17 protein-coding genes and 1 riboswitch are annotated in these 20,019 nt (G+C 68.4%); of the genes, 5 read left to right on the plus strand and 12 right to left on the minus strand.

Annotated features, from left to right (window positions below; translation table 11 throughout):
• Window position 1: 1 nt before the first annotated feature.
• The 3 genes from ASC91_RS03475 to ASC91_RS03485 are packed head-to-tail and all read right to left on the minus strand — an operon-like array spanning window position 2 to window position 4,185.
• Window positions 2-1,501 (minus strand): CoA-acylating methylmalonate-semialdehyde dehydrogenase, encoded by a 1,500-nt coding sequence (locus ASC91_RS03475; RefSeq protein ID WP_056192137.1) that lies wholly within the window; start codon window positions 1,499-1,501, stop codon window positions 2-4.
• Between the two features lie 10 nt (window positions 1,502-1,511).
• Entirely contained in the window at window positions 1,512-2,819 is a 1,308-nt protein-coding gene (gene preA / locus ASC91_RS03480; RefSeq protein WP_056192140.1) for an NAD-dependent dihydropyrimidine dehydrogenase subunit PreA, read from the minus strand.
• The gene (locus ASC91_RS03485) at window positions 2,812-4,185 is read right to left on the minus strand and encodes an NAD(P)-dependent oxidoreductase (RefSeq protein WP_235531791.1); all 1,374 of its coding nucleotides are present in this window, start codon (window positions 4,183-4,185) and stop codon (window positions 2,812-2,814) included. Before ASC91_RS03485 ends, preA begins: the two co-directional genes overlap by 8 nt.
• Window positions 4,186-4,290: 105 nt before the next feature.
• On the opposite strand from ASC91_RS03485, the gene ASC91_RS03490 reads away from it, so the two are divergent.
• Window positions 4,291-4,923 carry a TetR family transcriptional regulator C-terminal domain-containing protein gene (locus tag ASC91_RS03490; protein ID WP_056192143.1) on the plus strand — a complete coding sequence of 211 codons (633 nt, stop codon included), beginning with the start codon at window positions 4,291-4,293 and terminating at the stop codon, window positions 4,921-4,923.
• On the plus strand, window positions 4,923-5,363 hold the full coding sequence (locus tag ASC91_RS03495; protein ID WP_082532379.1) for a nuclear transport factor 2 family protein: 441 nt from the start codon (window positions 4,923-4,925) through the stop codon (window positions 5,361-5,363). Before ASC91_RS03490 ends, ASC91_RS03495 begins: the two co-directional genes overlap by 1 nt.
• Before the next feature lie 37 nt (window positions 5,364-5,400).
• Here the strand turns inward: ASC91_RS03495 and ASC91_RS03500 are convergent, their stop codons facing one another.
• The 3 genes from ASC91_RS03500 to ASC91_RS03510 all read right to left on the minus strand — a co-directional run bounded on the left by ASC91_RS03500 (window position 5,401) and on the right by ASC91_RS03510 (window position 8,428).
• The gene (locus tag ASC91_RS03500; RefSeq protein ID WP_056192149.1) at window positions 5,401-7,260 is read right to left on the minus strand and encodes a diguanylate cyclase domain-containing protein; all 1,860 of its coding nucleotides are present in this window, start codon (window positions 7,258-7,260) and stop codon (window positions 5,401-5,403) included.
• A 74-nt stretch (window positions 7,261-7,334) separates the two neighbouring features.
• Window positions 7,335-7,934, minus strand: coding sequence for a hypothetical protein (locus ASC91_RS03505; protein ID WP_157281079.1), 600 nt, complete (start codon window positions 7,932-7,934; stop codon window positions 7,335-7,337).
• Complete coding sequence (locus tag ASC91_RS03510) at window positions 7,931-8,428, minus strand: RNA polymerase sigma factor (protein ID WP_056192153.1); 498 nt, start codon at window positions 8,426-8,428, stop codon at window positions 7,931-7,933. Before ASC91_RS03510 ends, ASC91_RS03505 begins: the two co-directional genes overlap by 4 nt.
• Before the next feature lie 78 nt (window positions 8,429-8,506).
• On the opposite strand from ASC91_RS03510, the gene ASC91_RS03515 reads away from it, so the two are divergent.
• Window positions 8,507-9,799 carry a S8 family serine peptidase gene (locus ASC91_RS03515; protein ID WP_082532380.1) on the plus strand — a complete coding sequence of 431 codons (1,293 nt, stop codon included), beginning with the start codon at window positions 8,507-8,509 and terminating at the stop codon, window positions 9,797-9,799.
• A gap of 109 nt (window positions 9,800-9,908) precedes the next feature.
• Complete coding sequence (locus ASC91_RS03520) at window positions 9,909-10,706, plus strand: hypothetical protein (protein WP_157281081.1); 798 nt, start codon at window positions 9,909-9,911, stop codon at window positions 10,704-10,706.
• 52 nt (window positions 10,707-10,758) lie between these two features.
• Here ASC91_RS03520 and ASC91_RS03525 read toward each other — a convergent pair whose 3' ends face one another.
• The 6 genes from ASC91_RS03525 to ASC91_RS03550 all read right to left on the minus strand — a co-directional run bounded on the left by ASC91_RS03525 (window position 10,759) and on the right by ASC91_RS03550 (window position 17,057).
• Window positions 10,759-11,547 carry an ABC transporter permease gene (locus ASC91_RS03525; RefSeq protein ID WP_056192159.1) on the minus strand — a complete coding sequence of 263 codons (789 nt, stop codon included), beginning with the start codon at window positions 11,545-11,547 and terminating at the stop codon, window positions 10,759-10,761.
• Window positions 11,544-13,637, minus strand: coding sequence for an ATP-binding cassette domain-containing protein (locus tag ASC91_RS28690; protein ID WP_082532381.1), 2,094 nt, complete (start codon window positions 13,635-13,637; stop codon window positions 11,544-11,546). Before ASC91_RS28690 ends, ASC91_RS03525 begins: the two co-directional genes overlap by 4 nt.
• Window positions 13,638-13,808: 171 nt before the next feature.
• Complete coding sequence (locus ASC91_RS03535) at window positions 13,809-14,477, minus strand: hypothetical protein (protein WP_056192162.1); 669 nt, start codon at window positions 14,475-14,477, stop codon at window positions 13,809-13,811.
• On the minus strand, window positions 14,474-15,370 hold the full coding sequence (locus ASC91_RS03540; RefSeq protein WP_056192164.1) for an ABC transporter ATP-binding protein: 897 nt from the start codon (window positions 15,368-15,370) through the stop codon (window positions 14,474-14,476). Before ASC91_RS03540 ends, ASC91_RS03535 begins: the two co-directional genes overlap by 4 nt.
• On the minus strand, window positions 15,367-15,711 hold the full coding sequence (locus ASC91_RS03545) for a GntR family transcriptional regulator (protein WP_056192167.1): 345 nt from the start codon (window positions 15,709-15,711) through the stop codon (window positions 15,367-15,369). The genes ASC91_RS03540 and ASC91_RS03545 overlap by 4 nt, the downstream gene beginning before the upstream one ends.
• A gap of 143 nt (window positions 15,712-15,854) precedes the next feature.
• Entirely contained in the window at window positions 15,855-17,057 is a 1,203-nt protein-coding gene (locus ASC91_RS03550) for a hypothetical protein (protein ID WP_056192170.1), read from the minus strand.
• A gap of 83 nt (window positions 17,058-17,140) precedes the next feature.
• Window positions 17,141-17,212: riboswitch (S-adenosyl-L-homocysteine riboswitch) on the plus strand.
• 19 nt (window positions 17,213-17,231) lie between these two features.
• Between ASC91_RS03550 and metH the strand changes: the two genes are divergently transcribed.
• On the plus strand, window positions 17,232-19,934 hold the full coding sequence (gene metH / locus ASC91_RS03560) for a methionine synthase (protein ID WP_082532383.1): 2,703 nt from the start codon (window positions 17,232-17,234) through the stop codon (window positions 19,932-19,934).
• Window positions 19,935-20,019 lie beyond the last annotated feature (85 nt).

The raw sequence follows: 20,019 nt of genomic DNA on the forward strand, positions 1-20,019 counted from the left end.
TTCAGGTGTTCTGCGGGAAAGCAAATTGCGGGCCCTTGGGCAGGGAATCCGGCCAGCGCTGCATGACCGCCTTGTGCTTGGTATAGAAGCGCACCGCCTCGGGGCCATAGGCATGGTGGTCGCCGAACAGGCTGCGCTTCCAGCCGCCAAAGCTGTTGAAGGCCATGGGCACCGGCAGCGGCACGTTGACGCCCACCATGCCGACCTGGATGTGATGCACGAACTCGCGCGCCACGTGGCCGTCACGCGTGAAGATGGCGACGCCGTTGGCGTACTCGTTCGCTTCGATCAGCGCGATGGCGCCGGCCAGGTCCGGCACGCGCACGACGCACAGCACCGGGCCGAAAATCTCTTCGGTGTAGCAGCTCATGTCGGCCGACACGCCGTCCAGCAGCGTGCCACCGACGAAGAAGCCGTCCTCGAAGCCGGCTACACGGTGGCCACGGCCATCAACGACGGCCTTCGCACCGGCCGCCACGCCTTCGCCGATCAGCTTCTCCACGCGCTGCTGTGAAGCTCGCGTGATCAGCGGCCCCATCTCGATGCCGCTGCCATGGCCTTCACCGATCTTCAGCGCGGCCACCTTGGGTGCCAGCGCCGCCACCAGCGCATCGGCCGCATCGCCCACCGCCACGGCCACCGAGATCGCCATGCAGCGCTCGCCGGCCGAGCCGTAGGCCGCGCCCATCAGCGCGTCCACGGCCTGTTCCAGGTCCGCATCGGGCATGACGACCATGTGGTTCTTCGCGCCGCCCAGCGCCTGCACGCGCTTGCCGTGGGCCGAGCCGACCTTGTAGATGTGCTCGGCCACCGGCGTGGAACCGACGAAGCTGACGGCCGCGATGCCGGGGTGGGCGAGGATGGCGTCGACGATTGTTTTGTCACCCTGCACGACGCTGAACACGCCGTCGGGCAGGCCGGCTTCCTTCAGCCATTGCGCCATCAACAGCGACGCGCTTGGGTCGCGCTCGCTGGGCTTCAAGATGAAGGCATTGCCGCAGCCGATGGCCAGCGGGTACATCCACATGGGCACCATGGCGGGGAAGTTGAACGGCGTGATGCCGGCGACGACACCCAGCGGCTGGCGCACGCTCCAGGCGTCCAGGCCGCGCGCGATCTGCTCGGTGTACTCGCCTTTGAGCAGCTGCGGCATGGCCGTCGCGAACTCGATGTTCTCGATGCCGCGGGCCACTTCGCCCAAGGCATCCGGCATGGTCTTGCCATGCTCGCGCACCAGCGCGGCGGCCAGTTCTTCGCGCTTGTCCTGCACGATGGACAGGAACTTGAACAGCACGCGGGAGCGGGCCAGTGCCGGCGTCTGGCCCCAGGCCTTGGCGGCCTTGGCAGCGGACGCGACCGCGGCGTCCAGGTCGGCCACGCTGCCCAGCAGCAGCTTGCCCTGCACCGCGCCGGTGGCGGGGTTGTAGATGTCCTGCTGGCGCTCGCCGCTGCCGCGCGTGATGGCGCCGCTGATCCAATGACCGACTTCGTAGGGACTCATCTCGATTCCTTCAAGTGCATCCGGCACTCATCGGGTTGTTCGGGTGCGTGGTCCAGTTCGCATAGCTGCCGTCGATGACGCGACCCGTGCGCGCATCCGTCTCGCCGGGCTGCAGCGCGCGCATCGAGATGGTGCCAGGGACCGGGCAGATCGACACGCAGAGATTGCAACCGACGCATTCCGCGTCGTTGACCTCGAAATGGCGCTGGCCATTCTTGGTGGCAAAGATGGCCTGGTGCGACGTGTCCTCGCAGACGACATGACAGCGGCCGCACTTGATGCAGCTGTCCTGATCGATGACGGCCTTCTCGACGTAGTTCAGGTTGAGCTGGTTCCAGTTCTTCACCGTGGGCACCGCGCGGCCCTGGAAGTCGGCAATGCTCTTGTAGCCCTTCTCGTCCATGAAGGTGTTCAGGCCCGAGCACATGTCCTGCACGATCTTGAAGCCATAGACCATGGCGGCCGTGCAGACCTGCACCGTGCCGCAGCCCATGGCGATGAATTCGGCCGCGTCGCGCCAGGTGGTGATGCCGCCGATGCCGCTGATTGGCAGGCCGGCGGTTGCCGCGTCGCGGGCGATTTCGGCCACCATGTTCAGGGCAATCGGCTTCACAGCCTGGCCGCAGTAGCCGCCGTGCGAGCCCAGGCCGTCGGTGACCGGGCTCATCGTCATGCGGTCCAGGTCCACGCCCATGACCGAATTGATGGTGTTGATGAGGCTGACCGCATCGGCGCCGCCGTTCTTGGCCGCGCGGGCCGGGAAGCGCACGTCGGTGATGTTGGGCGTCAGCTTGACGATGACGGGCATCTTCGTGTGCTTCTTGCACCACTCGGTGACCTGCTGGATGTACTCCGGCACCTGGCCGACGGCCGAGCCCATGCCACGCTCGCTCATGCCGTGGGGGCAGCCGAAGTTCAGCTCCACGCCGTCGGCGCCGGTGTCGGCCACGCGCTCCAGGATGGCCTTCCAGCTCGCCTCGTTGACCGGCACCATCAGCGAGACGATCATGGCCCGGTCCGGGAAGTCGCGCTTCACGCGCTTGATCTCGTCCAGATTGATCTGCAGCGGCCGGTCGGAGATCAGCTCGATGTTGTTGAAGCCGATGACGCGCCGGTCCTGGCTCCACAGCGTGGCGTAGCGCGGGCCGTTGACGTTGACGACCGGCGGGTCCTCGCCCAGCGTCTTCCAGACGACGCCGCCCCAGCCGGCCTCGAAGGCGCGGCGCACGTTGATCTCCTTGTCGGTCGGCGGTGCGGACGCGAGCCAGAAGGGGTTGGGGCTTTGGATGCCGAGGAAGTTGGTGCTCAGGTCAGCCATGGGAGGCCTCCGTATCGTGATGGCGGACGGCGCTCAGGCCCAGGGCGCGGTCGATGCTGATGGCGGCGCGCTTGCCGTGCTCCACGGCTTCCACGGTCAGGTCGCGGCCGCCGGCGCGGCAGTCACCGCCGGCCCAGACGCGAGCCAGGCTGGTCTGGCCGTCCGCATCGGTCTTGATGCGCCCGCCTTCCAGCTCGATGCCATCGCCGGCCGCTTCGGCCCGGTAGGTCTGGCCGATGGCGCGCAGCACCATGTCGGCTTCGATGAAGAACTGTTCGCCGGTGTCGACGAGCTTGCCGCCTTCCAGCTTCGTCGCCGCAAAGCGCATGCCTCGCAGCACGCCGCCCTGGCCTTCCACGCCGAGCGGCCGAGCCCAGCAGCGGATGGTCACGCCGTTCGTCTGCGCCCAGTGCTGCTCGTGGGTCGACGCCGACAGGCCGTCGGGCCCGCGGCGGTAGACCATGGTCACCTGCTCGGCACCCAGCAGCCGGCTCTGCACGGCCGCGTCCACGGCTGTCATGCCGCCGCCGATGACGACGACCTTGCGGCCCACTGTGACGATCTCGGGCGCGCTCTGGCGCAGCTCGGCGATGAAGTCGACGGCGTCGCGCAGGCCCGTGACCTGCGGTTCGGCAATGCCCAATGCATTGACGCCACCCAGGCCCAGCCCGAGGAAGACCGCGTCGTATTCAGCCAGCAGGCCGTCGAGTGTGATGTCACGGCCGAGTCGACAGTTCAACTTGGGCGTGATGCCGCCAATGCTCAGCAGCCAGTCGATCTCCTTCTGCGCGAAGCCGCCGGCCACCTTGTAGGTCGCCAGGCCGTATTCGTTCAGGCCACCGAGCTTGGGGTTGGCGTCGAACAGCACGACGTCATGACCGCGCCACGCCAGGCCGTGGGCCGCAGCCAGGCCGGCCGGCCCGGCGCCAACGACGGCGATGCGCCGGCCCGTCGGCATGCCGCGCTCGAACAGCGGCTTGGCGCCGGGGTTGGCGAAGTGACCCTCCACCGCATAGCGCTGCAGCATGCCGATCTCCACCGGCTTGCTCTCGTTGGTGTTGCGCACGCAGGCCTGCTCGCACAGCACCTCGGTCGGGCAGACGCGGGCGCACATGCCGCCCAGCGGGTTGGCCGTCAGGATGGCCTCGGCCGCGCCGCGCACGTTGTCCTGCGCCACGCGCTGGATGAAGCTGGGGATGTCGATGCCGGTCGGGCAGGCCGTCTGGCAGGGCGCGTCATAGCAGTAATAGCAGCGCTCCGCCTCGATCAGCGCCTGCGTGCGGTTCAGCGGCGGATGGGCGTCGGCAAAATTCTGCGCGTAGTCATCGGGCGTCAGGCGCCCGGATTTCAGATCGGCAAGGTCCACGGGAATCTCCGGGTGGAAAACACCCAAACATTACTACTCCGTAAAAATTGACCTAAGCGTAAAAACCCGCAGCTTCAGCTTGGTGCGCGCCGTCAGAATGCGGGCATGACCGTGACCGCTGCCGCGCGCACCCCGCGCGCCGCCACCCTGCGCAAGCAGGAGGCCATCCTCGCTGAAGCCGAACGCCAGTTCGCCCGATACGGATTCGAAGGTGTCAGCCTCGACAGCATCGCTGCCGTGCTCGATCTGTCGCGCCAGAACCTGCTCTATCACTGGCCCAGCAAGGAGGAGCTTTACCGCGCCGTGCTGGACAGCGTGATGGGCGAGTGGATGGCCAACATGAACGCCATCACCGAGGCCGACGAACCCGAAGCCGCCATCCACACCTATGTGTCGGCAAAACTACGATTCAGCCGTGAACGGCCCAGCGGCAACGCCGTTTTCACGCGCGAGATCATGGCTGGCGCGCCGCGCTACCAGGACGTGCTCAAGGCCCAGGTCATGCCGCTGCTGCATGCCGACGTGGCGCGTTTCGAGGGCTGGGCGGCCGAGGGCCGCATCCGGCGCGTCGATTTCACCCACCTGATGTTCCTGATCTGGTCGTCCACCCAGGCCTATGCCGATCTGGGGCCGCAGTTCGCTCTCTACATGGGCAAGCCAGCATTGGAAGAAGAGGACTTCGACCGTGCCCGCGAGCTGATCACGGGGCTGATCTGGCGCAGTCTGAAAGTGGTCTGATGAAGCGTCGCGGTCTCTTGATGGGGTTGATGCTGGCAGCCGGCCTGGCCCAGGCCGCCCCGCCGGCCGAGCTGCTCGCGCAGCTCAAGGCCCAGTCGGATGTCTGGGACCAGGCCATCGTCCGCCGGGACCGCGCCGCCATCGAGGCCAACATGGCCGACGACTTCCGCCAGATCGACGGCCGCGGCAATGTCGAAACCAAGGCCAGCTTTGTCGAAGGGCTGGTCTCGCCCGACCTTGTCATCGACCCTTACACCGTCGAGGACTTCGAGGTGCGCGTCTATGGCGACACGGCCCTGCTCAGCGGCCGCACGCGCATGACGGGCCGCTATCAGGGCCAGGCCTTCAAGAGCCACTACCGCTACATCGACATCTACGTGAAGCGTGGCGGCGCCTGGAAGATCGTCAGCGTGCAGATCAGCCGCATCCCCGAACCGTGACCTGCTGACCCAGGGGGGTGGCCGTTGAGCGCGCGGCTCAAGCTGTCGACCCGTCCTCGTCTTCATACATGACCCAGCGGCCCTTGCCGGTGCGCTTGCCGGCCAGCATGGCCCGGTCGGCGCAGGTGATCAGGGTGTTGACGTCGCGCCCATGCCGCGGGTACATGGCCACGCCGATGCTGATCCCCACCCGGGCCTCGCCGCCGCCCGGCAGGGGGATGGGCGCCTCGAAGGCGGTCAGCAGCCGGTTCAGCGCATGCCTTTCGTCGTAGAGGCCGTTGAGCTGGTTGAGCACCAGCACGAACTCATCGCCGCCGATACGCGCCACCACGTCGTTGCCGCGCACGCTGGCGCTCAGGCGCTCGGCGGTGATGCGCAGCAGCGCGTCGCCGGCGTCATGGCCCTGGGCGTCGTTGATGGCCTTGAAGCCGTCCAGGTCCAGATAGCAGACAGCCAGCCAGCGGTCGTTGCGTTCGGCGTCGCGCAGCAGGAAGGCCAGGCGCTCGAACAGCAGGTGCCGGTTGGGCAGGCCGGTCAGCATGTCGTGGAAGGCCAGGTGGCGGGCCTGCTCCTCGCTGTGCTTGATGGCCGTGATGTCCAGCATCAGCCACAACGACTCGCCGTCCGGCAGGGCTGTGCCGCTCAGGTCGATCCAGACCGGGCTGCCGTCCTTGCGCCGCATGCGCAGCTGGGTGCGGTAGCGGTGCGGTGCCTCCAGGCGCTGGGAGGCGCGGCCGATCTGGGCGTAGGACTCATCGTCGAGATAGAGCAACCGTGAGGGCTGGCCGCTCAGCTCGCCAGGCTCGTAGCCGAACAGCCGGTCCAGGGCGGCGTTGTGCCAGACCTCGCTGCGGCCGCGCAGCCTGACCATCGCCACCAGCTCGTTGTCCAGCAGCGCGCCGCGCTCGGCGGCCAGCAGTTCGACGCGGCTGCGCTCCTGCACCTGCCGGGCCTGGGCGCGGTAGATGAAGACCGAGAACGCGACCAGCAGCGCCTCCAGCAGCAACAGCAGCGCGGCCAGCACGCCGACCTCCCGGCGCCAGCCGGCGTAGAAGTCCTCGGTGGCCAGGCCCGCCAGCATCAGCATCGGGTAGTCGGGCACGGTCTCGTAGGCGGTGGCGCGTTCCACGCCATCCAGCGCCGTGCGCGTGACGAAGCTGCCCTGCCTCGGGTTCGCGGCCAGTGCCGCGCGCAGCTGTTCGGACACCCGGGTCGTGCCCGTGCCGGCCTCGGGGTTGGCATCCAGCGGTGAATATCGCGCGATCAGCTGCAGCGAGCTGGAGCGCAGCGTCACGGCCCCCTGGGCGCCGACGTTGGCACGCTTGAAGTCGTCCCGGAAGCGCTCCGTCTTGATGCTGGCGTAGACCACGCCCAAGAAGCGGCCATCGGCGGCGGTGCGGGCGCGTGCCAGGACCAGGCCCCAGCCGCCGATGATGCGCCCGCGCTGGGGCTCGGAAATGGCCGTGCGCGTCGGGTCGGCCTGCGCCGCGCGGAAATAGTCGCGGTCGGCCATGGACACGGCCGGCCTGTCGCCGGGGTTGAGCACCAGGCCGTTGGCGTCGGTCACGCGCAGCGCATCGATGGTGGGCACCAGGGCCCGCTGCTCCTCGGCAATGCGCGCGATCTCGCGAAGGTCCGCCCCCTTGGCCGGCAGCTCATCCAGCCGCTTCAGCAAGGACTGCAGGCTGTTGTCCACCAGCCTGAAGCCCGCGCTGACGTTCTGCCCCAGCGTGTGCGCCAGATTGGCCGCCGTCTGGCGCGCCTGCGCCTCATGGGTCTGCTGGCTGGCATAGGCGACCCGCAGCGCGACCAGGACAACCATCGCCAGGATGACGAGGTTGCCGAGGATCAGGTAGCGCTTGAAGCGCAGCAGGCTTGCAGAGATTCGCCAGGGCATGCGAAGGCAAAGTTAGGGGTTGGTATGTGGTTTGCCCTCCCCGGCTGCCCCATGCTAGCCCAGCCGCGGTGCTTTCAGTGCCAGCCGGCGTCGCGCGCGGTGCGCTCCTGCTCGGCGTTGAGGGCTTCGCCGGCGATGAGCCCGTCCATCGCACCCAGCACGGCGGGTGGCAGGGCGGTGGCGGCCTGGCGCATGCCGGTGCCGGGCGTGGGCGCCACGGCCGCGACCTGCTGCAGGGCCCAGGCGCCGTCGCCGTCGCGGCAGGCCAGGCCGGCCGAGGCGGTGGTCGTGAAGCTGCGGCAGTAGCGGCCGTCCCTGGCCTTGAAGCTGACCTGCACGGCCACTGCGCCGCCTGGTGCGCTGGCGAGCTGGCGGTCCAGCGCCTGGGCGATGGCGCCGGTGGCGACAAGGCGGTTTTCATCGGTCGCGCCCGGTGGCGTCAGGCGGGTGCCGATCAGCGTGCCCAGCAGCAGTGTTGCGGCCATGCCGCCCCAGGCGGCCCAGCTGGACATGGCCCGCCGCTGGGCGCGCACGGTGCCGAGGTCCACGACCTGCGCGGCCGGCTCGGCCAGCAAGGCCCTGAGGCGCTCCGGCACGGGCTCCTTCAGCACGCCGTCGAAGGCGGCGGCCAGGCGGCGGCGCTCGGCTTTCAGTTGATCCTCGTTCATGTTCATGGCCACTCTCCCAGCAGTTCCTGCAGCGCCTCGCGGGCGCGGGCGACGCGGCTCGTCACAGTGCCGACCGGCACGCCCAGCGTCTCGGCGGTTTCCTGATAGCTCAGGCCCTCAACCAGCACCAGGCCGACCACCGTGCGGTGCTCCTCGCTGAGCCTGGCCACGGCCTTGCGCACGAGGATGGCGTCGAGCTGAGAACCCGAAGCGCCGTCATCGCCCACGTGCTCGCCTTCCTCCTCGGGCAGGAAAGTCTGGCCGCGCCGTTCACGGGCCCTCAGTTCATCGATCCACGCGTTCTGCATGATGCGAAACATCCAGCTGTCCAGACGCGTTCCAGGCGTCCACTGGTCGGTGCGGTTCAGCGCCTTCTCGATGGCGACCTGCACAAGGTCGTCGGCGTCTTCGCGGGAGTGGGCCAGCGTGCGGCCGAAACGGCGCAGCCGCGGCAGCAGGGCAGCAATTTCCTGGCGAAGTTCGGAAAGGTTCTCGGGCATCGATACAGGGACAACGGACGAGGCATGGATTTTCTTCCCTCCCTCGCTCGTTATCCTCACAAAAGCTGTTGCGACGCCATGAAACCTCTTCTCGCTTTGACCCTCGCCGCCCTGGCCGTGCCGGCCCAGGCCCAGCTGCGCCTGCCGCAACTGCCGGGCGTGTCGCGCCTGCCCGGTGTGGTGGACCGTGTCGTGGACCGCGTCGTGCAACCCCTGCCCGAGCTGCTGTCGTCGGCCACGCAGCTGGTCGACCTGCGCGCGACGACGGTGCGCGACCTGCTGCAGCGCCATTCGGACGTCGTCGAGGCCGACCCGCGGGGCGAGCTGATGCGCCGCCGCGAACTCGTGCTGCTCTCGCCCAGCGCTGCCGCCTTGGCCGCAGCGGCGGCCCTGGGCCTCGTCAAGCTGCGCGAGGAGGCCTGGCCCGAGCTGGAACTTCGCGAGGTCGTGCTGAGTGTGCCCGCGAGCCTGGGCACAGCCGAGGCGCTGGACAAGCTGCGCGCCGCCCAACCCGATCTGCAGGCCGACTTCAACCATCTGTATTCGCGCAGCGGCGAGCTCGCACCCGGCGCCGCTGTCGCCCCAGCCAAGCCGCGCGGCCCGGTGCGGGTAGGCCTCATCGACGGCGGCGTGGACCGCCGTCACACCGCCCTGCGCCATGCGGCCGGCGGCAGCTTCGGCTGCGCTGGCAGTGTGGTAGCGAGCGAACATGGCACGGCCATCGCCTCCCTGCTCGTCGGCCGCGACCGCGGCTTTGCTGGCGCTTCACCCAAGGCCGAGCTGTTTGCTGCCGACGTGTACTGTGACAAGCCCGACGGCGGCTCGGCCGAGGAGGTCGTGCGCGCCCTGGCCTGGATGGCGCGCGAGCGCGTCGCCGTCATCAACCTGAGCCTGGTCGGCCCACCGAACCGGCTGCTGGAGCAGGGCGTCGCGGCCCTGGTCAAGCGCGGGCATCTGCTGGTCGCGGCGGTCGGCAACGACGGCCCGGCCGCGCCACCGCTGTTCCCGGCTTCCTATGCCGGCGTCGTCGGCGTGACCGGCGTCAACCCATCGCGCCGCGTGCTGCCCGAGGCGGCGCAGGGGCCACAGGTGCTGCTGACGGCGCCGGGCGCCGATGTCGCCGTGGCCCGCAGTGGAGGCGGCTATGGCATCGCGCGCGGCACCTCGTTTGCGGCACCGCTGGTGGCGGGCCTGCTTGCTGCGGAACTGCGCGAGCCCGACCCGGCCGCCGCTGCGGCAGTGCTGGAGCGCCTGGCCGCTGCCGCCATCGATCTGGGCGCGCCCGGCCGCGATCCAGTCTATGGCCGTGGCCTCGTCGCCGAAGACCTGCGCGTGGTACCCGAGCAGCTGCAAGCACGCCAGGCACGCTGAAACAGACACTTGCATCTCGATCGGGAAGGAAGTCTCGGCAGCGGTCGTTGTACTCAGTGAAAGGGCCGGAATGGCTGGCTCTTCCGCAACAACCACCCGGAGATCCATCATGTTTGCAACTCGTCGCACCCAAGTTCTTCGCACCACGCTGAGCACCGTGTTGACCATTTCGGCCGTCGCGGCCGGCCTGCTCGCTTCCAACGCCCACGCCGGCCTGCTCGGCGGTGGCGGTGGCGGCCTCACCGGTGGCTTGACCGGCGGTGTGAATGGCGCGCTGTCGCCCCGCCAGCTCGATGTCGGTGGCCGCGCGAACGGCAATGCCAGCGGCTCGGCGGACGGTTCCCTCGTCAAGGGCACGCTGGACAAGACCAAGGGCGCCGTCGGCGGCGTCAAGGACACGGCGACGGCCAAGGTCGGCGAGGTGAAGTCCACCGCGACCGACAAGGTGGGTGAGCTGAAGACCGCCGGCGAAGGCGCCAAGGACTCGCTGGGCAATGCCTCGGGCAGCGCCGATGGCAGCGTCAGCGGCGCGCTGAATGGCACGGCCAACGGCGTCAGTGGCAATCTGGCGGGCCAAGGCAGCGGCATGCTGAACGGTACGCTGAGCCGTGGCGATACGCCGGCCGCGACGACGCCCGCCAACCCGGCCACGCCGACGGCCACGACACCCGCCATGCCGGCAACTCCGGCCACGCCCACGGCCTCCACCGCGCCCGCCGCCGCCTCGCCGCTGACGCTGGGGGGTGCCGCCGCGGGCAGCGCCAGCAAGAAGGAAGTCAGCGGCAATGCCAGCGGCCAGGCCACCGGCCGCCAGACCCAGGCTGCGGGCGGCGCCTCGGCCAAGGCCTCGCGCGCCGACAAGTCGGTGGCCGTGGACGGCGCGGCCAATGGCTCGGTCAAGCGCTGATCGGCCTTGAGGCTGAAGAGCCAGGGCGGCCTGCGGGCCGCCCTTGTGTTTGTCAGCCGCGCCGCTTCAGGCGGTACAGCGCAATCCCGGAGCAAAGCACCGTGAACCCGAACAGCATGGCGAAGGCCATCTCCGGTGCGATCCAGCGGAACTTCTCCACCCCGCCCGCGGCGAAGACGAGCTGGTTGAGGTGGAACTGCGGCCAGAACGGCGCCTGGAAGTACATGGACTTGGGCAGCGGGAAGAACACGCCCGACAGGTAGAGCCCCGGCAGGTAGAGCAGGTGGGCGTAGGCCGGCGCGGCCGAACCGCTGGCCAGCGCGCCGACCATCAGACCCAGGGCGCAAAAAGGGATGGCGCCGGTGATGAGCACGACGCTCATGGCCGCGAGTTGGCCGGCGCTCAATCCAGCCTGGCCGCTGACGGCGGTGACGACGAGGATGGGCAGGTAGGCGATCACGCCGGTCACGACGCCAGCGACGATCTTGGCCGTCAGCCAGGCGCCGGGCGGCGCGGGCTGGGCGCGCTTGAGGGTCAGCAGGCCCAGCTCTCGTTCCATGGCGATGGACGGGCAGGTGGCGAACACCGCGGCCATGGTCACGGCCATCAGCGAGAAGCCGGCGAACATGAAGCGGGCGGCGTCCGGGTCCTTGGCCGTCATCTCGCCGGCCACCGCGAAGGCGAACAGCAGGTACAGGGCCACCGGCAGCACGAACATCGGCAGCGCAAAGGCCGGCGCGCGCAGCAGGCGGATGAGTTCGAGGCGGATCTCGGCCGTGTAGGGCGATGTGGTGCGGTGGGCCGGCGCGAAAGCCGGGGTGGGGCGGGTCAAGGTGGTCATGCGGCCTCCCGGGTCAGTTCGTTGAAAGCGTCATTGAGCCCGGCCTGCTTCACTTCCAGGCGCGAGAGCTGCGGGTCGGCCGCGAGCAGGCGGCGCACCACCGCTTCGGCATCCGTGGCGACGATGGCGAGCTGGTCGTGGTCACAACTCACGTCCACCACGCCCGGCCACCGGCGCACGTCGCCCGGCACCAGCGAGGTCTCGCAGCGGATGTGGCGGCGAGATACGAGCGCGCGCATCTCAGCCACGCTGCCCGAGGCGATGACGCGGCCCTTGCCGAGCACGGCCACGCGGGTCGCCAGTGCTTCCGCCTCTTCCAGATAGTGCGTCGTCAGCAGGATGGAGCAGCCCTCGCGCAGCAGTGCACGGATGTTGGCCCACATCAGCTCGCGGGCCTGGATGTCGAGACCGACGGTGGGCTCGTCCAGGAACAGCACCCGAGGGCGCCCGCAGACGGCGATGGCGAACTGCACCTGGCGCTTCTGGCCGCCGGAGAGCTTGCCGTAGGGCCGGTTGGCCAGTGCCGTGATGCCGGCGCGGTCCAGCGCGTCCTTCACGCTCAGCGGGTGCTGGTAGTAGCTGGCCGACAGCGCGACCAGCTCATGCACCTTGAGATCCTTTGGCAACTCAACATCCTGCATCATGACGCCCAGCCCCTGGCGCCGCGCAATGTCCTGCGGCGAGCCGCCGAGCAGGCGCACGATGCCGGCGTCGGCGTCGTGCAGGCCCAGCCACAGCGAGATGGCCGTGGATTTGCCGGCGCCGTTGGGGCCCAGTAGTGCGAGCAGTTCGCCGCGCTTGAGCTGCAGGTCGACGCTGCTCAGCGCCTCCAGCTTGCCGTAGCGCTTGGACACGCCGCACAGCGAGGCGACGACGTCATCGGTCGTCGCTTCTTCGGTGGAGACGGCAACGGCGCGTCGGGGATAAGCCTTGCCGTTGAGGACCTTGCCGATGACCGTCGAGCGCACCAGCCCCTGGTAGCTCAGCAGCAGCACGGCGAGGCTGCCCAGCAGGACGAGCAGGTACTTCACGCTCCAGTGCAGCGGCCAGTCGCCCACCCAGACCTGCACGGCGCACACCAACGGCAGGTGGACGAGGTAGATCCAGTAGGACGCATCGGCCACGTAGCGCAGGGCCGGGCTGTGGCCGGACAGGAAACGCAGCGCGAGGCCCGTGATGGCGAAGGTCCACGACCAGGCCGAAGCAACGAAGGACAACGCGAAGATCAGCTTCGGCGTATCAGGCATCCCGAATGGCGGCTGGGTTCTCAGGATGTAGAGGCAGACGGCCGAGGACGCGATGGCCAGCGCCAGATGCGGCAGCCAGCGTGCGCGCAGCGCCGCCAGCGCATCTGGCGCGCGATGCACCAGCCAGCCGAACATGAAGGCCGTGCCGAAGCCGACCGTGGCGGGCAGTTGCGGGATCAACGACTGGTCCGGTGTGGGGATGCCGACCGCGGGCATCCACATCTGCAGGGACAGCAGGCAGCCCGCGAGCGGCAGGCCCAGAAGCAGCGCACCGGCCGGCCAGCGCAAGGCAGCGGTCGTGATGCGGTCCAGCCAGCCGCGCAGCACCTGGCCCCGGTCCAGCGCCGCGATGGCACTGCGCAGCAGCAGGGCGCCGGCATACAGCCACAACAGCTGGTAGAGGAACCACAGGTGGAACAGCGGCAGCGCGCCAAAGGTCCTGGGCATTTCCGGAGGGGCCGGCGGCGCGCCGTTAAACACCTTCTGCATGCCCAGTCCCCACACGAAGATGATGGCGACGAACAGCAGTGGCCAGCCGACGACCAGCGGCACGGCGATGCGCTTGCCGCGGTTGAGCCAGAAGCCCGCGGTGCCCAGCTTCTGGTGCTGCAGCCGCGCGAAGTAGCCGGCGATGAAGAAGAACAGCGTCATGCGGAAGCTGTGCGCGACGAAGGCCGCGTCGCCCAGGAAGGCACTGGGCGAGTTGTCGCTCATGGCCCATAGCCCCTTGGGGATGCCGGGGATGAAGGACATGCTGGCGTGGAAGGCCACGCCCAGCAAAAGGGCAAAGCTCCGCACTGCGTCGAGGGCGTGCAGCCTCTCGCCGTTGGGTTGTGAAGTCATGGTGTTTCCCTAGGAGGTGTGGATCGACCCCGCGCGGCCGAGCAGGCCGTCGCGGCGTCGCCAATCAAGGCGCAAAGCGGAGCCGTAGCCCGTGCTACGGCGAGCATTTGCAACGCCGAGTGGCGGCGTTGCGGTGGGATGAGCGGGCGTGAGGGGTTGGTTCATGCCTCCTCACAGGAAGTCGCGCCGACGTGCGGCGGTGAACAGGGGCAGGGACAGGGCGAGGACGGTGAGCGCCGCTTCAGCGGCGAGGAGCAGCCAGAACGTGCCGTTCCAGACGGGGGTGGCGGCGAGCATGTACTGCCCCACCTCGGGAATGCGGCCGACGCCCATCATGAAGAGCGAGACCGACATGTTCGTGAGGATGATGACGCCGCCCATGCCCGCCTCGGAGCTGATGTTCAGCGCGGCGCACAGCACCAGCGCGAAGTTCAGCAGCAGGAAGACGCACAGCAGCACGGCGTAGGGCAGCAGCCCATCGGCAATGCCCGGCATGACGAGGATCAGCGCCACCGCGCCGGCGCTTAAGCCAGCCCACGGCAACAGGAAGCTGGCGAGCAGGCCCAGCAGCTTGGCGCGCACATAGTCGCCTGGCGACAGCGGCAGGCTCAGCACGAACAGCAGCGAGCGGTCCTTGCGTTCGGAGGCGACGCCGAACAGCGCCAGCATGACGCCCAACGCAATGATCGCCGTCAGCCAGACGATGAAGCCGATGTTGAAGCCCACCTCGCCGCTGGCCGCGGTCAGCAGCCCGGCAAAGCCGGCAGCGGTGGCGCCGACGAGCAGCCAGCGGTAGACGTAGAGCTCCTTGGCAACGAGCTTGCGGGTGAGCAGCTTCATGACGGGTGTGCCTCTTGGGCTTGCCGGCTGTGCATGACGGTGGCGACGAAGACTTCTTCCAGGCTCATGCGGTGCACCTCTTGCACCGGTGCGCCGAGGCGGGCAAGGAAGTCGTCGTTGAAGCCGTCGATGGTCAGCGTGACGTTGGGGCCGTCGACGTCGCGGTGGACGATCTCTGGCAGACGCCAATCGGGCGCACCGTCCGGTAGCCGCAAACGCAGCGTGCGCCAGCGTTCGAGGAAGTCCTCCTTGTTGTTGGACGCCACGACTCGGCCACGATCGATGAAGGTGATGCGGTCGGAAATGCGCTCCACGTCCAGCGTGTTGTGCGACGAGAACAGGATGGAGCGGCTGTCGTCGCGCAGCACGTCCATGAACTCGGTCAGCAGTTCCTGGCGGGCGACCGGGTCCATGCCCGAGGTGGGCTCGTCCAGCACCAGCAGGCGCGGGCGGCGAGCCAAGGCCAGCAGCAGCAGAGCCTTGGCCTGCTCGCCGGTGGACAGGCTCTTGGCGGTCTGCCCCGCATGCAGGCCAAAGCGCTTGAGCAACTGGGTGGCGTACTGCGCGTCCCAGCCGGGGTAGAGGGACGCGACGAAGTCCATGTGCCAGGCCAGCGTCGCCTGCGGCAGCAGCTTCATGTCGTCGCTGACGAAACCGACATCGGCTTTGGCGGCGGCCTGGTCTTGAGGCATGTCGTGGCCGAGCAGGCGAATGCTGCCAGCGTCAGGTGTCAGCAGGCCCATCAGCAGCCGGATGGTGGTGCTCTTGCCGGCGCCGTTCGGGCCGACGAGCCCCATGATCTGGCCCTGCTCAAGGTCGAGGGACACGTTCTCCAGCGTGAAGAAGCGGAACGCCTTGCGCACGCCGTTCATCTCAATGGCTTTCGCGCTCATTTGTCGGGCTCCTGATTCAGCGCGCTGCGCAGTCGTTCGATCAATTCGGGCTCGGGCATGGCCAGTGATCTGGCAATCTCGCCGGCGGCGGCGAGGTGGGTATCGAGCTGGGCTAGGCGCATGTCCTTGGCCAGGCCTTGCGCATCGGCCACAAAGGAGCCCTTGCCGTGGCGGGTGACGATGACGCCTTCGGATTCCAGGTCCAGGTAGGCGCGCTTCACGGTGATGACGCTGACGCGCAGGTCCGCCGCCAGCGCGCGGATGGACGGCAGCTCCTGCCCCGCCGGCCAGTCCCCGGCGGCCACGCGTTGGCGGATCTGCTCGACGATCTGGAGGTACATCGGCCTCGCGTCGGTCTGCGAGATGAAGAGACTACTGTGCATAATGTGTATACACAGAATATATGCACAGTCCGGCGAATGCAAGCGGCGGAATGAAAAGAGCGGCCCGCGGGCCGCTCTTGCCGGTCGAAATCAACCGCCGTCTAGAGCTTCAGCAGGGCTTCCAGATTCACGCGCAGCTTGAAATCCGCCGGTGCCAGGCTGGCCGAGATGGCCTGGGCGGCCAGTCGCGTATCGCGTGGCACGGGGTTGCTCAACGGGCTGCCGCTCTTGCCGATCAGTGCAGCGACGAGAGGCTCGTTGGCGCTGAAGCCGCGCTTGAAGACCAGCCCGACTTCGCCATTGGCCAGGCGCACGATGCTGCCAGGTGGGTACAGGCCCACGGTCTTGATCAGCGCCGCGCCGGCTTCGTCGGGCTGGCCGAGTTCGTCGAGGAAGACGGCGCGGGCGGCCGCGGCGCCGCTCATGGCCTGGCGGCTGCGGCGGGGCGACAAGCGCGCGCCGAAGAGGTCGATGCGGCGCAGCAGTCGGGCCAGCTTCTCGCCATCGCTGCGGCTGCCGAGCGGGCCGGGCCCGGCCTCGTGATGGAGGCGCACGGCGGTCAGCCAGACGGGGTCGGTGACGCCGACCTGGGCCAGGCGCTGCGCGGCGCGGTCGCCGTGAGCGGCCAGGGCCTGGCGCTGGGCGGGCGTGGCAGCGTCGAGCTGGCTGGCCAAGCGGTCGTGGGCGGGGCCGGCGCCGTAGTTCATCGTCAGCGCGGCGCCCTGCAGCGCGCTGCGCAGTTCCGGTGCCAGTTGCATCTGCTGGGCGACCAGGTCGCAGAGCAGCAGCGTCAACAGCGCGTGACGGGCGCTGTAGTCGCCGAATTCCTGGCTGCTCTCGAAGATCAGCAGCATCAGGGTTGCGTCGGGGTGGGCGTGCAGGCGCTTCAATGCGGTGTCGCGCAGCGCGGCCAGCCGGGCGGTGAAATCAACCGGATCGGCCTCGCGCAGCAGGCTGTGGGTGTGCAGCAGCAGGTTGGACCAGGCCTCGCGCGGGCCGAGTTCCACCTTGGTCGGGGCCAGAGTGTCGAGCCGGAAACTGCCGTCGGCTTTGACGATGTCGGACAGCGGCACGTCCTGCATGACCATGGTGTCCAGCCGATGGGCCAGCGCGCGCTGGTACTCCATGGTGTCTGCGGAGTTCACCCACGCGCCGCCATCGACGAGGCTGCGCACCAGCGGCGAGTCGCGCAGCACCTGGCCGCGCGCGAACAGCAGCTTGCCGTTGGCGTCGAACAGGTCGTACGGCAGGGTCATGCCCAGGCGCAGCGTGCGGGTCGGTAGAGGGATGAGTTCAGAGGCCATGGATTGAGGCATTCTCAACGGCCTTCGGCTTCGGCAAGCCGATCTTGAGCGAGGACGAAGGGGTGGCTGCGTAGAATTCCCGGCCATCCGAGGAGCGCTGCGACGGGTTTTCTTGCCTGCCAGGCTCGGATTTCTGAAAACGGCGCTCATCGATCCTCTGCCTGAGCCCCATCGATGACCACGCCCCCTTCGCCTCCTGCACTGAAGCTCTCTGGCCTCGAGCCCGTCGCCATCGATGCCGGCAGCCTGTTCGTCAACATCGGCGAGCGCACCAACGTCACCGGCTCCAAGGCCTTCGCGCGCATGATCCTGGCGGGGGAGTTCGAGAAGGCGCTGGCCGTCGCGCGCCAGCAGGTCGAGAACGGCGCCCAGGTCATCGACATCAACATGGACGAGGCCATGCTGGACAGCCAGGCGGCCATGGTGCGCTTCCTGAACCTGATCGCCGGTGAGCCCGAGATCGCGCGCGTGCCGATCATGATCGACTCGTCCAAGTGGAGCGTCATCGAGGCTGGCCTCAAGTGCATCCAGGGCAAGGGCATCGTCAACTCCATCTCGATGAAGGAAGGCGAGGATGAGTTCCGCCGCCAGGCCAAGCTCGTGCGCCGCTACGGTGCCGCGGCCGTGGTGATGGCCTTCGACGAGAAGGGCCAGGCCGACACCTTCGCCCGCAAGACCGAAATCTGCGAGCGGGCCTACCGCATCCTGGTCGACGAGGTCGGCTTCCCGGCCGAGGACATCATCTTCGACCCCAACATCTTCGCCATCGCGACCGGCATCGAGGAGCACGACAACTACGCCGTGGACTTCATCGAAGCCACGCGCTGGATCAAGCAGAACCTGCCCGGCGCCAAGGTGTCAGGCGGCGTGTCCAACGTGTCTTTCAGCTTCCGTGGCAACGAGCCGGTGCGCGAGGCCATCCACACCGTCTTCCTGTACCACGCCATCCAGGCGGGCATGGACATGGGTATCGTCAATGCCGGCATGGTGGGCGTGTACGACGACCTTGATGCCGAGTTGCGCGAGCGCGTCGAGGACGTTGTGCTGAACCGCCGCGCGGATGCGGGCGAGCGCCTCATCGAGATCGCCGACCGCGCCAAGAGTGCCGGCAAGGACGATTCGGCCCGTCTGGCCTGGCGCGCCGGCGATGTGAACCAGCGGCTGTCGCACGCGCTGGTGCATGGCATCACCGACTTCATCACCGAAGACACCGAGGAAGCCTGGCAGGCCATTCTGGCCAAGGGCGGCCGGCCGCTGCACGTCATCGAAGGCCCGTTGATGGCCGGCATGAATGTCGTCGGCGACCTGTTCGGCCAGGGCAAGATGTTCCTGCCGCAGGTGGTGAAGAGCGCGCGCGTTATGAAGCAGGCCGTGGCCCACCTGCTGCCCTATATCGAGGAAGAAAAGCGGCTGCTGATCGAGGGCGGCGGCGACGCCAAGCCCAAGGGGAAGATCGTCATCGCCACCGTCAAGGGCGACGTGCACGACATCGGCAAGAACATCGTCACGGTGGTCTTGCAGTGCAACAACTACGAGGTCGTCAACATGGGCGTCATGGTGCCGGCCCAGGACATTCTGCGCAAAGCCAAGGAAGAGGGCGCGGACATCATCGGCCTGTCCGGGCTGATCACGCCGAGCCTGGAGGAGATGCAGCACGTCGCGGCCGAGATGCAGCGCGACGACTACTTCGCTTCGCGCCACATGCCGCTGCTGATCGGCGGCGCCACGACCAGCCGCGTGCACACGGCCGTCAAGATCTCGCCGCACTACGACGGCCCGGTGGTCTACGTGCCCGATGCGTCGCGCGCCGTGGGCGTGTGCACCGAGCTGCTCAGCGACGACCGCGCCGCGGCCTATATCGCAGAGCTGAAAGCCGACATCGAGAAGACCCGCGAACTGCATGCCAACAAGAAGCAGACGCCGCTGGTGACGCTGGCTGCCGCACGGGCCAACAAGGCCGTGCTGGACCTGAGCCGCGTCGCGCCCGCCCCGAAGTTCACCGGTCGTCGTGTGCTGAAGAACCTGGACCTTGCGGAACTGGCCCGCTACATCGACTGGGGCCCTTATTTCCAGACCTGGGACCTGGCTGGCCCGTATCCGGCCATCCTTGATGACGCTGTCGTTGGCAGCGAGGCGCGCAAGGTGTTTGCCGATGCGCAGGCGATGCTGAAAAAGATCATCGACGGCCGCTGGCTGCAGGCGCATGCCGTCTTCGGCCTCTACCCGGCCGCGCGCGTCAACGAGGACGACATTGCCATTCGCAGCGAACCGCCCATGGTCTGGCACGGCCTGCGCATGCAGTCAGAGAGGCCCGTCGTCGAAGGAGTGAAGCGCCCCAACCGCTGCCTGTCCGATTTTGTTGCGGAAGAGGGCGACCACGTCGGCATGTTCGCCGTCACCGCGGGCCTGGGCGTCGACAAGAAGGAGGCGGACTTCCTCGCCACCCATGACGACTATTCGGCCATCATGCTCAAGGCCCTGGCCGACCGCCTGGCCGAGGCCGCCGCAGAGTGGCTGCACGAGCGCGTGCGGCGTGAGTTCTGGGGCTATGCGCCGGCCGAGGCGCTGAGCAATGCAGAGCTCGTGGCCGAGAAGTACGAAGGCATCCGCCCCGCGCCCGGCTACCCGGCCTGCCCCGACCATCTCTCCAAGCGCGACCTGTTTCGCGTGCTCGCGCCCGACGAGATCGGCATGGGCCTGACCGACAGCATGGCAATGACGCCAGCGGCCAGCGTCAGCGGCTTCTACCTGGCGCACCCTGACGCGGCGTACTTCAATGTCGGCCGCATCGGCGACGACCAGCTCGCCGACTGGGCCGTGCGCTGTGGCTTGGACGAGACCGAGGCGCGCCGCGCGCTGGCGCCGCTGTTGGGCTAGGTCGACACCCTGGGCCTGAAGCGGTTTCGTCCTACAGGGAGGGCCGCTGTAGGGGCGGCATGCTTCGGGTCATACCAACCACATC

It is taken from the genome of Pelomonas sp. Root1237 (assembly GCF_001425055.1).
Lineage (GTDB): Bacteria > Pseudomonadota > Gammaproteobacteria > Burkholderiales > Burkholderiaceae_C > Pelomonas.